The sequence below is a fragment of the Bacillus sp. LR_5 genome, from assembly GCF_042709275.1.
Genome location: NZ_JAVAXX010000133.1, coordinates 1 through 16,855, shown reverse-complemented (window position 1 = coordinate 16,855; position 16,855 = coordinate 1). Strand labels below are relative to the sequence as shown.

Sequence of the window (16,855 nt, the reverse complement as noted above, 5' to 3'; positions counted from 1 at the left end):
AAAGAAGACGGCGCTCTTTCTATGTAAGGGTGATCCTAAATGTATATTGATATTACAATAGATTTGAAACATTATAACGGCAGTGTCTTTGATCTCAGATTGTCAGATTACCACCCGGTGAAAAAAGTAATTGATATTGCTTGGCAGGCCCAAAGCGTATCTATGCCTCCGCGCGAAGGGCACTGGATCAGAGTGGTGAACAAGGATAAGGTGTTTTCCGGAGAATGCAAGCTGTCTGATTGCGGCATTACAAACGGAGACCGGCTTGAAATATTATGAAAGGATCTGGTTGAATGTCAGGTGAACAAAAATCATATTTAGAAAACCAATTAGAAGCTGTTGCCGAGAAAACAGATGCCGGCTATACATTTACCTTTCAACGGGAAAAAATAAAGCTTCTCGACGGTCTTGAAGCTAACGTGATCAAAGATATAAATCCATTTTTTCATAAAGAAATCGATGTGACGGATGATGAAGTAATCATCACAATCCAACCTCCCTCCTCCTATAAAGCATTCCGCTTCATGAAAGCTAAGGATAAAAAAAGTAAATGGCAGTTTGCCTATCAGCTTGTTCAAGCCGTACAGCAGCACAATCTGTCGAGGCTGAATTTGATTGTCGCTCCTGAAAACATTGTATTCGATAAAGGGCTTACGCCTTATTTTCTCCATTATGGAGTAAAAGAAAGCATTCCTCCTTACGAGCGTGATGAGGAAAGAGTATGGCAGGAGCTGAAAGCGGCAGCGGCTTTGGCAGTTGACGGCGCTTTTGCGTTTGAAGACTACCTGAAATTCAATGAAACGCTGACGTTCTCCGCAGAGGCAAAGGCGATATTAGATGCTGAATCCTATGATGATTTGCTCGAGCTGATTCAAACCCATATTGATGAGCTCGAAGCCAAAGCAAAAACATACATACATATCCCGAGAAAGAAGTGGAACATCCAGCGATATATCGGCCTGGGGCTTATTGTTTTGCTTGTACCGGCACTTATTTATTCGATGTACGCCTTATTTTTCGCGCAGCCAAAGCACCAGGCGATAGTGGACAGCAACCGTGCGTTCTTAAACAAGCAGTACAGTGAAGTCATCAGCACACTGTCCAAGTACGATGCGGAAAGCCTGCCTGAATCGGTGCAGTATCAGCTGGCGACGTCCTATGTTGAGGTCGAAAACCTGGGGAGTGCAAAAACCAAAAATATAGAAAATAATTTAGTTACTCTTCAATCAGACCCTCAGCATTTCTTATATTGGATTGATTATGGTAGAGGAGAATACAAAGAAGCGATCAGTATCGGCCGTAAGCTTGAATACAATGATTATATTTACTTTGCCCTAGCTAAATATAAACAGCAGCTTTTATCTGAGGATACAAATGATGAAGACATACAAAAAGAACTTGACTCAGTAAATAGTGAGCTTGAAAAAGCGCAAAAAGAACGTCAAGAAAATAAACAGTCTAATTCTGAAACATCGTTAGTCGATACAAGCGAAGAACAGACACAAACAGACGAAGAAAAACAACAAGCAGAAGAGAAAGCGGCAGAAGAAAAAGCCGCAGCCGAGGAAAAAGCGAAAAAAGAAGAACAGAAGAAAAAAGAAGACGAGAAAAAAGAAACAGAAAAGAAAGATGAGAAAAAAGATGACAAATAACGTGAGACATGAAGCACAGGTCATCGCATGCTGCCATTCGGCCGTAAGGGGGTTCGCCATTTGAGTCTATTATGGGTTTTTTACCAAAATAACGTTCAAAAATTAAATCTGTCTAACCTCCCGTCGTCTCATCCGGTGACCATAGGGCCTGATGTGAAGGATTCTGTTACGATCAGCACCATTCCATTTAATAGCGGCGTGGTTTCTCTTAAAAGAAAGGAATCCGGCGGCCAATACGAAGTTTTCCTGGGAAATGATTGTCTCGGCACGATTGAGACGGATATATCATTTACTCTCCAAACGGATCAGCAGGATATACGCTTGATATTGACGGGCAGTGAACCTGAGAAATCCGTTTATTTTACGGGAAATCGGGATGAAATTGTATGTTCCTCAGAAAAAACGAATGCAGATATTTATCTGAATCCGCAAGATTTTGCATTTGCAGAACAAAGCACGTTTTCTTTGCTCCGTGCAGGCGGCAGCTGGTCGGTCCGCCCTGAAAGCGGAACGATCTTCTTGAACGGAGAGAAAATCAACGCCAATACGCCGCTCAAGCCGGGGGATGAAATATTCTGGAACTTCACGCAAATGAGGGTGACGGAACAAGACCTTTTAGAAATTGTTCATTATGCCCAGTTTGAAACAACGTTAACAGAAACGGTCAAACCGAGTACAGAGATGCAGAAAAAATATCCGCAGTATAGAAGAACGCCGCGGATGGTATACGATCTGCCGGATGACCGCGTTTCTTTCAGTTTTCCCTCTCAGGAGAGCGATCAAACCAACAGAGGGCTGTGGCTCGTCATCCTGCCTCCGCTTGTGATGCTGATCGTGATGGGCGTAGTTGCCATCATCCAGCCGCGCGGCATATTTATACTCGTTTCTTTGGCGATGTTTATGATGACTCTCATTACCTCGACAGTGCAATATTTCCGTGATAAAAACCAGCGGAAAAAACGCGAGGAAAAACGGGAGCGTGTATATAAGCTTTACTTAGACAATAAGCGGAAAGAGCTTCAGGCACTTGCTGAAAAGCAAAAGCAGGTTCTTGAATTTCACTTTCCTTCATTTGAACAAATGAAATACTTAACAAGTGAAATCAGTGACCGGATCTGGGAAAAATCACTTGAAAGCAAGGATTATCTCCAGCTGCGGCTTGGGACGGGAACAGTTCCGTCAAGCTATGAAATCAATATGAGTGGCGGAGACTTGGCGAATCGTGATATCGATGACCTCATGGAGAAATCGCAGCACATGCAACGCGTCTATAAAGATATCCGTAATGCGCCGGTGACGGTCGATTTGGCAGAAGGTCCGATGGGGCTTGTCGGTAAATCACAAATTGTGAAAAATGAGATTCACCAGCTAATCGGACAGCTGTCGTTCTTTAACAGCTATCACGATTTGCGTTTTGTATTTATTTTTCATGAAGAAGAGTATAAAGACTGGGAGTGGATGAAGTGGCTTCCGCAATTTCAAATGCCCCATATTTATGCAAAAGGATTTATTTATAATGAGCAAACGCGAGATCAGCTCCTGTCTTCACTTTACGAATTGATCAGAGAGCGTGATCTCGAAGATGACAAAGAAAAACTGCAGTTCAAACCGCATTTTGTATTTGTCATCACGAATCAGCAGCTGATCTCTGAGCATGTCATTCTCGAATATTTAGAAGGACAGCATGAGCATCTGGGCATCTCGACAATTGTCGCGGCGGAAACAAAGGAAAGCTTGTCGGAAAACATTACAACTCTTGTCCGCTACATCAATGAGCATGAAGGCGACATTTTAATACAAAAGAAAAAAGCGGTAAGAATTCCGTTCCGTCTCGATCATCATCAGCGTGAGGACAACGAACGGTTTTCACGCACACTGCGGACGCTGAACCACCAGGTCGGCATTACGAATTCCATTCCGGAAACGGTATCGTTCCTGGAGCTTTTTCATGCGAAGGAAGTAAAAGAAATCGGCATTCAGCAAAGATGGCTGACAAGTGAATCGTCGAAGTCGCTGTCAGTGCCGATCGGCTATAAAGGGAAAGATGACATTGTGTATCTGAACCTTCACGAAAAAGCACACGGTCCGCACGGCTTGCTTGCGGGGACAACGGGATCAGGGAAAAGTGAATTTCTCCAGACCTACATCTTGTCACTTGCAGTGCATTTTCATCCGCATGAAGCGGCTTTCTTACTAATTGACTATAAAGGCGGAGGAATGGCGCAGCCGTTCCGCAACATTCCCCACCTCCTCGGCACGATCACAAATATTGAAGGAAGCAAAAACTTCAGTATGCGTGCGCTTGCTTCCATTAAAAGCGAGCTGAAAAAAAGGCAGCGCCTGTTTGACCAGTATCAAGTCAATCACATCAATGACTATACAAAGCTATACAAGCAAGGGAAAGCAGAAGTGGCGATGCCTCACTTGTTCTTAATCTCTGATGAGTTTGCCGAGCTGAAAAGCGAGGAGCCTGATTTTATCAGGGAGCTTGTCAGTGCCGCGCGTATCGGACGAAGCCTCGGCGTTCATTTGATTTTGGCGACACAGAAGCCAGGCGGCATCATCGACGACCAGATCTGGAGTAACTCGCGCTTTAAAGTAGCGCTCAAGGTCCAGGATGCCACCGACAGTAAAGAAATTTTGAAAAACAGCGATGCCGCAAACATTACCGTCACAGGCCGCGGCTATTTGCAGGTCGGAAACAATGAAGTGTATGAGCTGTTCCAATCTGCATGGAGCGGGGCGCCTTACTTAGAGGAAGTCTACGGTACCGAGGATGAAATCGCGATCGTCACAGATACGGGTCTGATCCCGCTTTCTGAGGTTGATACCGAAGATAACGCGAAAAAAGACGTTCAAACCGAAATCGAAGCTGTAGTTGACGAAATTGAACGCATCCAAGATGAAATGGGAATCGAGAAGCTGCCAAGCCCTTGGCTGCTGCCGCTTGCGGAACGTATTCCGCGCACTCTTTTCCCTTCAAACGAAAAAGACCATTTCCACTTTGCGTATGTCGATGAACCTGATCTGCAAAGACAGGCGCCAATTGCTTATAAGATGATGGAAGATGGAAATATCGGCATCTTCGGCTCTTCGGGCTACGGAAAATCGATTGCAGCCGCAACGTTCCTGATGAGTTTTGCGGACGTATACACACCTGAAGAGCTTCATGTCTATATCTTTGATTTCGGAAACGGAACGCTGCTGCCATTAGCGAAGCTCCCGCATACCGCGGATTACTTCCTGATGGACCAGTCAAGAAAAATTGAAAAGTTCATGATTCGAATCAAAGAAGAAATTGACCGCCGTAAACGTTTGTTCCGGGAAAAAGAAATCAGCCACATCAAAATGTACAATGCGCTGAGCGAAGAAGAGCTTCCATTCATTTTTATCACCATTGACAACTTTGACATTGTCAAGGATGAGATGCATGAGCTTGAATCGGAATTTGTCCAGCTTTCCAGAGACGGACAAAGCTTGGGTATCTACTTTATGCTGACAGCAACGCGGGTGAATGCTGTCCGCCAGTCATTGTTAAATAACTTGAAAACAAAGGTTGTCCATTATCTCATGGATCAATCAGAAGGATATTCCATTTACGGCCGTCCGAAATTCAATCTTGAGCCGATTCCGGGACGCGTCATCATTCAAAAGGAAGAGCTTTATTTCGCGCAAATGTTCCTGCCTGTTGACGCCGATGATGATATCGGCATGTTCAACGAGCTGAAATCAGACGTACAGAAACTTCAAGGGCGATTTGCTTCAATGGAGCAGCCGGCACCGATTCCGATGCTGCCTGAGAGCTTGTCTACGAGAGAATTTTCTCTCCGCTTCAAGCTGGAACGCAAGCCTTTATCTGTACCGATCGGGCTTCATGAAGAAACAGTCAGCCCAGTCTATTTTGATTTAGGCAAGCATAAGCACTGCCTGATTTTAGGCCAGACTCAGCGCGGGAAAACAAACGTCTTAAAAGTCATGCTCGAACATCTGATTGATGATGAAACTGAAATGATCGGCCTGTTTGACTCGATTGACCGCGGCTTATCTCATTATGCGAAGGAATCAGATGTTTCATATTTGGAAACGAAAGAAGATATTGAGCAGTGGATTGAAACAGCAGAAGACATTTTCAAAACTAGAGAGGCCATGTATGTGGAAGCCGTCCGCCAAGGAGACGCGCAAAATCTGCGATTCTCACAAGTGGTGCTGATGATTGACGGGATAACGAGATTCCAGCAGACGATTGATACGAGAATACAAGATCGTCTCGCTAACTTCATGAAATCATACGCTCATCTTGGGTTCAGCTTTATCCCGGGCGGAAACCACAGCGAATTCTCAAAAGGCTATGACTCCTTGACGACTGAGATGAAGCAAATCCGCCACGCGATTCTGCTGATGAAAAAGTCTGAGCAAAATGTCATTCCTCTCCCGTACCAAAGACAGGAGCCTGAGATTCAGCCGGGCTTCGGATATGTTGTGGAAAACGGGAAGGAGCAAAAAGTTCAAATTCCTTTATGTTCTGCTGAAAGGGAGAGTGCTAGATGACAGAACAACGAAAAAGCTTGATCAAGTTAATATCCGCCGTCATCATCATTTTGCTGCTGCCGGTTTTGTTTTTCCGATTTATCGGAGACGATCCGACGAAAAAAGCAGTCAATTCCACCCGGCAAATCGCGGTGGTGAATGAAGACACAGGCGTATTGAGTGATGAGGTAAAGTCTGATGAAGAGGACAAATCCGCCCAGTTCGGCAAGGAAGTAGCGGCCGTTCTGGGTGAACGTCCTGATTATTCGTGGACGGTCGTAAACCGAAGCGCGGCCGAGACCGGTCTCGCTTCAAAGAAATATGATGCGATCGTCTACATTCCCTCAGACTTCTCAAAAAACATTTTGAGCTATGACAAAGACCATCCTCAAAAAGCAACGCTCGAATTCAGCATTCAAGATAACCTGAATGCGGTTAACAAAGAAAAAGTTCAGCGGGAGCTTGAGGATGCCCAAAAGACAATGAACAAAAAAATGTCGGCCTTATACTGGAACTTTGTTTCGCAAAAAGTGGACAACATCAGAGGAGAATTTGACAAGATCGTCAATAAAGAATCTGAATTCCAGAATGTCATGTACAACTTTTACAAACCAAGCTCTAATGATTTAGCAGGTGAAATCAAACAGCAAAAAGACTTAATCGATGAGCTGAAGAAATCAATGAATGAAGCGCAAGGCACGACAAAAGAAAAAGCTTCTACAGCGGAGGAAGCTAAAAACACGCTGAAAGAGTTCATTGATACAGTTGAAAGATACAAGGAATATCAAGAGAATCAGAAAAAGCTGCTTTTGGCAGCACAGGATTCAACACAGCAGCAAATCCGGACAGGTCTGGATGCCATCCAGGCACAGCAAAAGGCGAATCAGTTCAGCGAACGCATGAGCGGGTTGGTAACCGGGATCGGCCAAGCGAAGACACAGCTCGGACAAACCAGCAATGTGCTGGCAAACGCCCAGCAAATTAGGGAAGGCCAAGTGTCCCAGCAGGAACTTGGCATGGCAAAAATCCTAAGTAATTTAATCGATCAATATCAGGCCGCATCAAGACAGGCTGCACTAAATCAGGTGTACCAATTGCTTGTCCCGGCACGTCAGGCATTGACAGTTGCGAAAGGGGACGACCCAGTCATAGACGATGGCTCTGACAACAATGATAAAGATAAAGACCCGAAAGAAGAAAATCCTGAAGAACTGAAAATCGATCTTGAAAAACAGCGTGAAGAACTGAAAAATATCGCTGCTGATATTCAGGATATTTCAGACAATCTGAAGGAGCCTGAAAAAGAGGATCCAACACCGGAGGACCCGGGTACTGAACCAGACGATCCGTCCACTGATAATCCAGAAAAACCTGATGACGGGGGCAGTACAAAGCCCGATGATACACAGGGCGACACAGGGAACGACAATAACAGCAGTGATACCGGTAATGACGGACAAACGGACGGCAGTACTCAGGATCAAGACAAGCAGAAGGGAACAGACGGTCAGGAGCAGCCCAGCGATGCGTCAGACAGCGGAAAAACTGAAACGGGCACATCTGCCGAACAGACTGCTTCATCTGACTCAGCCCTTCAATTTATCAAGCTGGCAAATGAAGACGGTACCGGAGATGCAGGAGATACCGGCAGCGGTGGAGATACGACGGAGCCTGGGGACCAAGATCAACCAGGAAACGGCGACATTTCTGATATCGCCAAAGCAAAAGAACAGCTCAGCAAAGCGTCAGAACGAATTAAGCAAATCGAAGAAGAGCTGAAGGAAAAAGAAAATACACATAATGAAGCACTGAAAAAGAAGCTTCAAGAATTGAAAGAGCAAATGGACGGTCTTAATGATGAAATAGATGATCTCAAAGACCAAGTGAAAACACTCGATGATAATCTCAAAAGACTCGAAGCGAAACGAAAGCGGGAGTTTGAAGGGATTTACAGTGCGATTCGCGAGCTTGAAAATAAAGATCAGCTTCAATTCTCAGGAGAAATCAATACAGAAAGCATCTCCGCTTTAATGAGATACTATAAATATTTGTCTGTTTATGACTCTGTATTATCCGGTACGATTGACAGTGCTGCAAAAGCCGGCGCCATTAACGGCCAGCAGAGCAACGTCAAATCAGTCCTGGCTCTCACACCTGAAGAATCAGCCAGCTGGGAAGCTCTCAAAAACAACACGATGCAAACTGATGAAGATATTAACAGCTTCATCGACGGCATGACCAAATTTGCGGACGACTACAGCGGCTATATCCGTGACTCTCAAGCAGGTGTTCTCGACGAACTGACGAAAATCTCTGAAAGTGCCGCAAAAGCGTCAGAACAGCTTGTAACGGGCGCAACACAGGAATCTGCGACGTTCAGCAACGATGGGCTGTCTGGTACCATGGCACTGAGTGTCCAAGATACGGTCGGCCAGGAAGTGCTGCAAATGTCAGACATGATGGGTTCATTGTCTGATCGCCAGTCCGGCATCATTGATTACACAACCAACATGCAGCAAAGCGTCAATGATGTTCAAGCGAAAGCCGACACCTTAAACAACAACTGGGGGAAAAATGTAGCCTCCACGAAACTCGTGCGAAATGACGTATACGGCATACTCGGAAATACATTAGTAGACGGGCAAAACAATGGCTATGTATATGATTACTTAGCGAATCCGCTTAAAATCAGCGGAGAGGTTCCGGAAGAAAAAATTCAGACGGTACCTCCGGTTGTCATCCTTGTCATTGTGTTGATCAGCAGTCTGTTAATCGGCTATTTCAGCTCGTATTACCAAAACGCACCGCTTCTCGTTAAAGGAGCGTTATTCGGAATTCTGAATATCCTTGTCGGACTTATGATCAGCTTGTTCGGCTTGAATATTTATTCACTGCCGGACGATCAGACGATTAAGTGGTCGGTGTTTACGATTCTATTGCTGGTCGCAAGCTCTGCCTTCATCCGGACGGCATTCATATTCGGATCAATCCCTGGCTGGGTTGCTTCAGCGGCAATGATCCTATTCTATGTCGCACCGCTTATTGATTTGATCATGCCGAACTTTACATTTGAAGATCCGGTTTCGAAAGTATATATCGACATCCAGTACGGTACTGGGCACTTGTTTACAATGGGAATAACAGTTCTGCTGATCATTACGGTGATTGCCGCGGCTCTGCCGCTGATTATCCGGCTGATGGCTGAACACACAGCAGAAAGCGATGAAACGTATGAAGCGTGATCGCAGCATGGAAAAGGGGATCATGATTTGTATGCTTTCCTTTTCCCTTTTCATACCCTCTGCAGCTGCTGCCCAAACTGAAGAAAATACAGATGTCGCGCCAAACCAGTATGAGAAAAAAGACATCGAAATCGATACGAATTATTTGCATGAAGATACCTACTATGAAGAAAAAACAGAACTGCCTGAGGAACAAAAGGATATCACTTTTGATAAACCGAAGGACAAGGACGCCGAGCTGATAAAAGATTTGTTTACATCAACAAATGCCGAGGATTCCAACACGATTGCGGCCCAGTCGAAACAGCTTGGAATTACATTTGCAGAAAAACCAATAACAAAGACATCATCAACGGAAACAGAAGATGAACAAGAAACATCATCATTGCTGCTGCCGATGATCTATGTCGTACTGATCCTGTTCGGAATTGCAGGCATCGTGTTCCTCATCCCAAAAGTCACAGCGCAGGAAAACAAGAAGGCGTAGGCCGCGTGCTTGTGTTGTGTAAAAGCGGTGCCGTACAATAATAACGGAAAAGGAGGTTTCCAATGGAACTTTATATCATCACCGGAGCGTCAAAAGGGCTGGGTCAAGCCATTGCATTACAGGCTTTAGAAAAGGGGCATGAAGTCCATGCCTTATCCAGAACGAAAACGGATGTCTCTCATGAAAAACTAACGCAGCATCAAATAGACCTCATCAATCTCGAAGAAGCTGAACAGCAATTTGAAACATTGCTCTCATCCATCGATCCAGATCGTTACTCTGGTATTACCCTGGTCAATAACGCCGGAATGGTAACGCCGATCAAACGTGCCGGCGAAGCGTCTCTTGACGAGCTTCAGCGCCATTATCAGCTGAACCTGACTGCGCCCGTGCTTTTGAGTCAGCTGTTTACAAAACGGTTTGCTTCATACAGCGGCAAAAAGACGGTTGTCAACATTACTTCAGGAGCCGCCAAAAATCCATATAAGGGATGGAGCGCGTATTGCAGTTCAAAAGCCGGGCTCGACATGTTTACGAGGACATTCGGATTTGAACAGGAGGATGAAGAGCTGCCGGTGAACATGATTTCGTTCTCACCTGGAGTGATGGACACTGAGATGCAGGCCGTCATCCGTTCTTCATCGAAAAAGGATTTCCACCACATTGAACGATTCCGGAAATTAAATGAAACAGGAAGCCTTCGCAGTCCGGACTTTATTGCCGGCACGCTGCTTTCTTTACTAGAAAAAGGGACGGAAAACGGCCGCATTTATGATATTAAAGAGTTTTTGTAGAGCAGATATTTTCTGCTCTTTTTTTTATACAAAAGGCTACAGCCAGCGCATTTTATTGAACAGCCGCATATACTGACTGAAACGTTGCTTTTAGGGTATAACAATGATGATAAGAAGATCAAAATGATGTGACATAAGAATTGAGTTTCTCTGCAAATTATGTTAGGATTCTAAAAATATCTAAAGGAGGGGTTTCCATGAGAAAGGTTACATTAATGGATGTTTTCACCCATCCAATTGCACAAAAATATCTTCAGCGTTCCGGCGTGGCACATGCGATTGCCTGCGCTTATCATGCATACAGGCTGTCTGTGAAGGCTGACATTAATCCTGATTTAGCAGCAAAAGCGGCACTGCTTCATGACATTGGCCATTATGAATGGTATACAGACGGAAAGTGGGATTATGAGAAATACAAAAGAAATGACATTCATGCCATTAAAGGGGCGGAACGGGCGCATAAGCTTCTGATTCGGCTTGGCGAGGAACCGAAAGCAGCAAAAGAGATTGCACTAGCCATTTTGCTTCATACAGATTCCTATTTGCCTGAAGGCGAATTAGATAAAAACACACTGCAGCAGATTGTCAAAAAAGCGGACGAACTGGATGAAGAGCCGGGCGGCCACCATCATTACCGCCAAATTGATCCTTCAACCGCACGAAAAAAAATAGAAAAGCTGGACCAATTAATCGACCAAGCCCAGGCATCCGTGATAAAGCCTGTATAAGTACGGAACAGCGCCAGCTTTCTTCGCTGTCTCCGCTTCATCGATACTTCCTTTACACCCGCTTCCAAACGTATTCTCCTAAAATCTCCGCACCCCTTTGTTTTATCAGGTAAGCCTGTGTCATTATCCATAAGCGCGGCATAAGCTGAGATAAAACACACAAAGGGGATAAAAGTATGGTCAACCAAGGTAGTCCGCAACTGGTCTCTTTAGTCGATCCTTATGTCTATCAGACCATTAAAAAGCTCATCGGCTCAAGGTTCGTTATACAGACAGTACGAGATACGGTCAGAGGCAGACTGATCGATGTAAAACCTGACCATATCACAATTGAAGGAGCCCGAAATTCTGTTTGTTTGATCAGAATCCAGCACATGATTTCCGTCACCCCAGATTACAGTGAGCGGGTCTAACAGTGCTTGCGCATGAAAAATAGGCGTACACCGGGACGTCCTATTTTTCAGTTAAGCGCTGTAAAAACGCACTATGATACATTGTTCCATCAAGGTCAAAGCCGGCAAATTCCTGATCGTCACCATCTGAAAAACAGAAAGTGACACCGTACACCGTATAGCAGGAACGGACTGAAGCATGCTGGCAGACCCGAAAATGATAACCGTCTGAATCTTTTACATATAGCCGGGATTTCCCGGCAAATGGGGCACAGAGGTGTGCTGCCTCACCAAAACATTCGAATCCGGCGATTTTGCCGTCTCGGCTGATATCCAGCAGGAGACAATCATTGACTCTGAGCTCCTCAGTCCGTACATTCCTGTTCTTTTTCGGAGGAAGAACATAGATATAAGCCAGTTCTGAATCTGTATCGTATGTCACGGCCTTCATCACCAACACTCCTTTCATTATATTAAGAGTTCTGATATGAGTTCATTTTTGTTACAATGATGGGGTATAAGTTCTTTTATCTGACAGACAAAGAAAAACTAGGAGGAACAAAGCTTGTTGAAATCAAAAGTCCATTTTTGGACATTGCAGATTTTATTTGTTTTGCTGATTATTTTTGTAGCAACAAAAGTTTCATTTGTATTTCAGCCGTTTATTGTTTTTATCTCGACATTGTTTTTCCCGATGCTGATTGCGGGAATTTTGTATTTCATATTTAATCCGGTCGTCCGCCTGCTTGAGAAAAAAATTCCGCGGACATTATCCATTCTATTGATCTATTTACTGTTTATCGGTTTGCTTGCCTTTATTTCAGCGTCAGTCGGACCTATCATCACCTCACAGGTGACAGGGCTGTTTAACAACCTTCCTGATTATATAAAACAGATTCAGGCGCTGACAAAGGATTTGTCCCATTCTCAATGGTTTACCTGGATGATGAACCAGGATTATGTATCGATATCAAAAATTGAACAGTCATTGACAAGTTTTCTCCAAAACCTGCCGCAAAATATCACGTCCAGTTTATCTGCGGTGTTTGGCGTCGTGACAAACATCACGCTTGTTATTATTACTGTTCCATTTATCCTTTTTTACATGCTGAAAGACGGACACCGCTTTCCGCATTTGGCAGTAAAAATTCTACCGGCTTCTTATCGGACAGAAGGCTTAAAGATTTTTAAAGATTTATCCGATACGCTTGCGGCATATTTCCAGGGGCAGCTGTTAATCTGTCTTTTTGTCGGAACAGCGTGTTTTATCGGCTATTTAATTGCCGGACTGCCGTATGCCCTGATTCTTGGGATTGTCATGGCGATTACCAATATCATTCCCTATGTCGGGCCTTTTCTCGGTGCCGCGCCGGCTGTCATTGTCGGTTTTATGGACTCGCCGGCCAAAGCGCTGTTTGCGATTATTGTGGTCGTCATCGTTCAGCAGCTGGACGGAAACCTGCTGTCTCCTCTTGTGATTGGAAAGCGGCTGAATACCCATCCGCTTACGATTATTTTGCTATTAATCGGAGCGGGAAGCTTCGGCGGAATTCTCGGCATGATTTTAGCGGTGCCGGTTTATGCGGTAGTGAAGGCGTTCTTCCTGAATATTGTCCGCTTGATCAAGCTGCGCCAGCGGTCACGACTCGAGGAAAACGCAAAGCCAGCTGAATAGGCGGGCACCATTATCGGCTCCTTGCATATGATGCTGTAAATCAATGCGGAGGTGGGGAAATGCCTGCAATTGTGGGGCCGATTTATATCATGTCAGTTACGGGTAATGCCGCGGCAAGCTTTGGAGACGTATTTGCGATTTCGCCCAAAAGCGTCGCTCATTCAGGGGCGGGGTCAGGCACATTTCAGCTTGGTGATTTTGTGAAGATTAACAACCAAACGAGTAAAACTCTCTTCAAAGATGCCGATATCACTGATGAAACAGTTTCGTTTAACGGGTAACAGCCTTTTCACAAGAGGCTGTTGCTTTTTTATTGTATAATATGGGTAGTCTTTAAATAGAGAGGTCATGTTATGAAAATCAGAAAAGCAAATATCAATACGCAAACCGGAATGATCACGGACGTTTATCTGCATGAAAACAGAAAAGAACTGCGCACGCTTGTAGCGGTACCGCAGCTGGAGTGGAGCACGATCATTTCCTATGAAGAAGATAAAGCAACTCTGCCTGAACGGCTGGAAGCGTCGTTGCGCCGGCATACAGAGGAAACCCCTGCTGGTGAGCTGGCCAAAAAAATCATTCATTGGGTAACAGAAATGTAAACGGCGCTTGAAAGTTTAGCTCCTGCCTGATCAGGTGATAATGAAGACAAACAAGACGGGAGGACAGGCTTTTGAGTGAAGATAAAATGGATCTCTATTTGCAGCAAGGAATGTATGGGCCTTTGGAGACAAAGCCTGGCGAGCGCCATTTGTTTTTAGGCTCTTTAAGAGAAAGAGTCGTTTTGGCACTGACGAAAGGACAGGTGCTTAGAAGCAAACCGTATAAAGAGTCGGAGCACGAGCTGAAAAACAGCCATAACGTCACCCTTTTGATTAATGGAGAGCTTCAGTATCAGTCTTACTCTCCTTATATCCAAATGGCGAACCGGTACGGAGTGCCCTTCAAGATTGTATCTGATCTTCAGTTTCATACGCCTTTAGGCATCGTCATTGCGGCTGACATCGCTGTGAATCGTGAATTGATATATATTCAGGACGACATTTATAATCGGTCAGTGCTGAAATCTTAAGAGACAAACGGACCGTTTGTCTTTTTGTTCATGGCAATTCACTTACAACTGGAGATAAGATATAATGTTCTCATACTGATGGCGGGGAGGCCGGCTATGAAAAAAGCACTTATTTGTATTGATTATACGAATGATTTTGTGGCGAGTGACGGAAAATTGACCTGCGGGGAGCCCGGCAGAATGATTGAAGAGGCGATCGTCAATTTAACTGAAGAATTCATCACAAACGGTGATTACGTCGTATTAGCAGTAGATTCTCATGATGAAGGGGATCAATATCACCCTGAAACCCGTCTTTTTCCTCCGCATAATATAAAAGGCACGGAAGGAAAAGATCTGTACGGAAAGCTTTTGCCTCTATATCAGAAACATGAACATGAGCCTAATGTTTACTACATGGAAAAAACGAGATATTCTGCTTTTGCGGGAACTGATTTAGAGCTCAAACTCAGAGAGCGGCAGATTGGCGAACTGCACCTTGCCGGTATCTGCACAGATATTTGTGTGTTGCATACAGCTGTTGACGCATATAACAAAGGTTTTGGGATTGTTGTGCATAAACAAGCTGTTGCCAGCTTTAATCAGGAGGGGCACGCATGGGCTCTTTCCCATTTTGCAAACAGCATCGGAGCGCAAGTGGCAGAGTAAGGAAGGGGAAAAACAGTGTTAGAGTACGGATTTAAAGATGACAGCCTGTCATTACATACAGACCTTTATCAGATCAATATGGCGGAAACGTACTGGAGAGACGGCATTCATGAAAAGAAAGCGATTTTTGAGCTGTTTTTCAGAAGGCTTCCGTTTGAAAATGGCTATGCCGTATTTGCGGGCTTGGAAAAAGCCATTGAATACTTGGAAAATTTCAAGTTTACGGATAGCGATTTGAGTTATTTACAGGATGAACTCGGGTATCATGAAGATTTTATTGAATATTTGCGCGGGTTATCTTTTACAGGTTCACTTTACTCTATGAAAGAAGGAGAGCTCGTTTTTAACAATGAGCCGATTATGAGGGTGGAGGCACCCCTGGTAGAAGCGCAGCTGATTGAAACAGCTTTGCTCAACATTGTGAACTATCAAACATTAATCGCAACAAAGGCTGCCCGGATTAAAGGCGTCATTGGTGATGAAGTTGCGCTTGAATTCGGAACAAGACGGGCGCACGAAATGGATGCGGCCATGTGGGGAGCAAGAGCAGCCTTAATCGGCGGCTTTAGCGCGACAAGCAATGTAAGAGCCGGAAAGCGCTTTAATATCCCGGTTTCCGGCACACATGCGCATGCGCTTGTGCAGGCTTACCGCGATGAATATACAGCTTTCAAAAAATACGCGGAAACACATAAGGACTGCGTCTTCTTAGTTGACACGTATGACACGCTTCGTTCAGGCATGCCAAACGCGATTAGGGTTGCCAAGGAATTCGGCGACCGCATTAATTTCATTGGCATCCGTCTGGACAGCGGCGATTTGGCGTACCTGTCAAAAAAAGCCCGGAAAATGCTTGATGAAGCAGGATTTACAGATGCGAAGGTGATTGCTTCAAGCGATTTGGATGAGCACACCATTATGAATTTAAAGGCTCAGGGAGCGCGCATTGATGTCTGGGGTGTCGGTACGAAGCTGATCACTGCCTATGACCAGCCGGCTCTCGGCGCAGTTTATAAACTCGTTGCCATTGAAGAAGACGGGAAAATGGTCGACACGATCAAAATTTCGTCCAATCCTGAAAAAGTGACGACACCGGGCAGAAAGAAAGTCTACCGCATTATTAATCAGTCCAACCATCATTCTGAAGGCGACTATATTGCGCTTTATGATGAGCAGGTGAATGATCAGAAGCGGCTCAGAATGTTCCACCCGGTTCATACATTCATCAGCAAATTTGTCACGAATTTTTATGCGAAGGATCTTCATGAGCTGATTTTTGAGAAGGGTATTCTTTGCTACCAAAATCCTGAGATTTCAGACATACAGCAGTATGTGCAGGATAACCTCAGCCTGCTTTGGGAGGAATATAAGAGAATCAGCAAGCCGGAGGAATACCCGGTTGATTTAAGCGAGGACTGCTGGAGCAATAAAATGCAGCGGATCCACGAAGTGAAAAGCAGAATTGAAGAAGAGCTTGAGGAAGAATAAAGAAAAACTGGCCTTTCGTTCGCGAAGGGCCAGTTTTCTTTATGTATATATTATTTTTCATGTTTAGACAATTTTCGTCAAATTATTTGATATACTTAGGGGTGAAAGCCGCGCGTATTGTAAGGGGGATAAGTCAATGAGGGTGTTTGT

The 16,855-nt window shown here is 44.6% G+C and carries 15 protein-coding genes; 14 read left to right on the top strand and 1 reads right to left on the bottom strand.

The annotated features are described in order from the left end of the window. Nucleotides 1-39: 39 nt before the first annotated feature. From yukD to RAC86_RS22320, 8 genes are all read left to right on the top strand, one after another. The gene (gene yukD, locus RAC86_RS22355) at nt 40-279 is read left to right on the top strand and encodes an ESX secretion system protein YukD (protein WP_003228763.1); all 240 of its coding nucleotides are present in this window, start codon (nt 40-42) and stop codon (nt 277-279) included. A gap of 14 nt (nt 280-293) precedes the next feature. Further along, the gene (gene essB, locus RAC86_RS22350) at nt 294-1,652 is read left to right on the top strand and encodes a type VII secretion protein EssB (RefSeq protein ID WP_015251323.1); all 1,359 of its coding nucleotides are present in this window, start codon (nt 294-296) and stop codon (nt 1,650-1,652) included. A 60-nt stretch (nt 1,653-1,712) separates the two neighbouring features. Next, nucleotides 1,713-6,200, top strand: coding sequence for a type VII secretion protein EssC (gene essC, locus RAC86_RS22345; RefSeq protein WP_377886036.1), 4,488 nt, complete (start codon nt 1,713-1,715; stop codon nt 6,198-6,200). Then, nucleotides 6,197-9,421 (top strand): type VII secretion protein EsaA, encoded by a 3,225-nt coding sequence (gene esaA / locus RAC86_RS22340; RefSeq protein WP_377886035.1) that lies wholly within the window; start codon nt 6,197-6,199, stop codon nt 9,419-9,421. The genes essC and esaA overlap by 4 nt, the downstream gene beginning before the upstream one ends. Before the next feature lie 31 nt (nt 9,422-9,452). After that, entirely contained in the window at nt 9,453-9,908 is a 456-nt protein-coding gene (essA, locus tag RAC86_RS22335) for a type VII secretion protein EssA (RefSeq protein WP_076457684.1), read from the top strand. A 62-nt stretch (nt 9,909-9,970) separates the two neighbouring features. Then, nucleotides 9,971-10,702 carry a (S)-benzoin forming benzil reductase gene (locus RAC86_RS22330; RefSeq protein ID WP_033884758.1) on the top strand — a complete coding sequence of 244 codons (732 nt, stop codon included), beginning with the start codon at nt 9,971-9,973 and terminating at the stop codon, nt 10,700-10,702. A 197-nt stretch (nt 10,703-10,899) separates the two neighbouring features. After that, complete coding sequence (locus tag RAC86_RS22325; RefSeq protein ID WP_003244444.1) at nt 10,900-11,430, top strand: HD domain-containing protein; 531 nt, start codon at nt 10,900-10,902, stop codon at nt 11,428-11,430. 176 nt (nt 11,431-11,606) lie between these two features. Further along, complete coding sequence (locus RAC86_RS22320) at nt 11,607-11,843, top strand: YuzF family protein (RefSeq protein WP_003220677.1); 237 nt, start codon at nt 11,607-11,609, stop codon at nt 11,841-11,843. 40 nt (nt 11,844-11,883) lie between these two features. On the opposite strand, the gene RAC86_RS22315 is transcribed toward RAC86_RS22320, so the two are convergent. Next, nucleotides 11,884-12,273, bottom strand: a complete 390-nt coding sequence (locus RAC86_RS22315; RefSeq protein WP_326147047.1) for a DUF2283 domain-containing protein — start codon at nt 12,271-12,273, stop codon at nt 11,884-11,886. Nucleotides 12,274-12,387: 114 nt separating this feature from the next. Between RAC86_RS22315 and RAC86_RS22310 the strand changes: the two genes are divergently transcribed. The 6 genes from RAC86_RS22310 to RAC86_RS22285 all read left to right on the top strand — a co-directional run bounded on the left by RAC86_RS22310 (nt 12,388) and on the right by RAC86_RS22285 (nt 16,705). Then, a complete protein-coding gene (locus RAC86_RS22310; RefSeq protein ID WP_014480712.1) occupies nt 12,388-13,497 on the top strand; it encodes an AI-2E family transporter in 1,110 nt (369 codons plus the stop codon). Nucleotides 13,498-13,556: 59 nt separating this feature from the next. Then, nucleotides 13,557-13,778, top strand: coding sequence for a spore germination protein (locus RAC86_RS22305; protein ID WP_014477839.1), 222 nt, complete (start codon nt 13,557-13,559; stop codon nt 13,776-13,778). A gap of 72 nt (nt 13,779-13,850) precedes the next feature. Beyond that, complete coding sequence (locus RAC86_RS22300; RefSeq protein WP_003228783.1) at nt 13,851-14,099, top strand: YueH family protein; 249 nt, start codon at nt 13,851-13,853, stop codon at nt 14,097-14,099. Between the two features lie 71 nt (nt 14,100-14,170). Then, nucleotides 14,171-14,569, top strand: a complete 399-nt coding sequence (locus RAC86_RS22295) for a YueI family protein (RefSeq protein WP_377886034.1) — start codon at nt 14,171-14,173, stop codon at nt 14,567-14,569. 96 nt (nt 14,570-14,665) lie between these two features. Beyond that, nucleotides 14,666-15,217 (top strand): cysteine hydrolase family protein, encoded by a 552-nt coding sequence (locus RAC86_RS22290; protein WP_283857199.1) that lies wholly within the window; start codon nt 14,666-14,668, stop codon nt 15,215-15,217. 15 nt (nt 15,218-15,232) lie between these two features. Then, nucleotides 15,233-16,705, top strand: coding sequence for a nicotinate phosphoribosyltransferase (locus RAC86_RS22285; protein ID WP_003228788.1), 1,473 nt, complete (start codon nt 15,233-15,235; stop codon nt 16,703-16,705). The last annotated feature ends 150 nt before the right edge of the window (nt 16,706-16,855 follow it).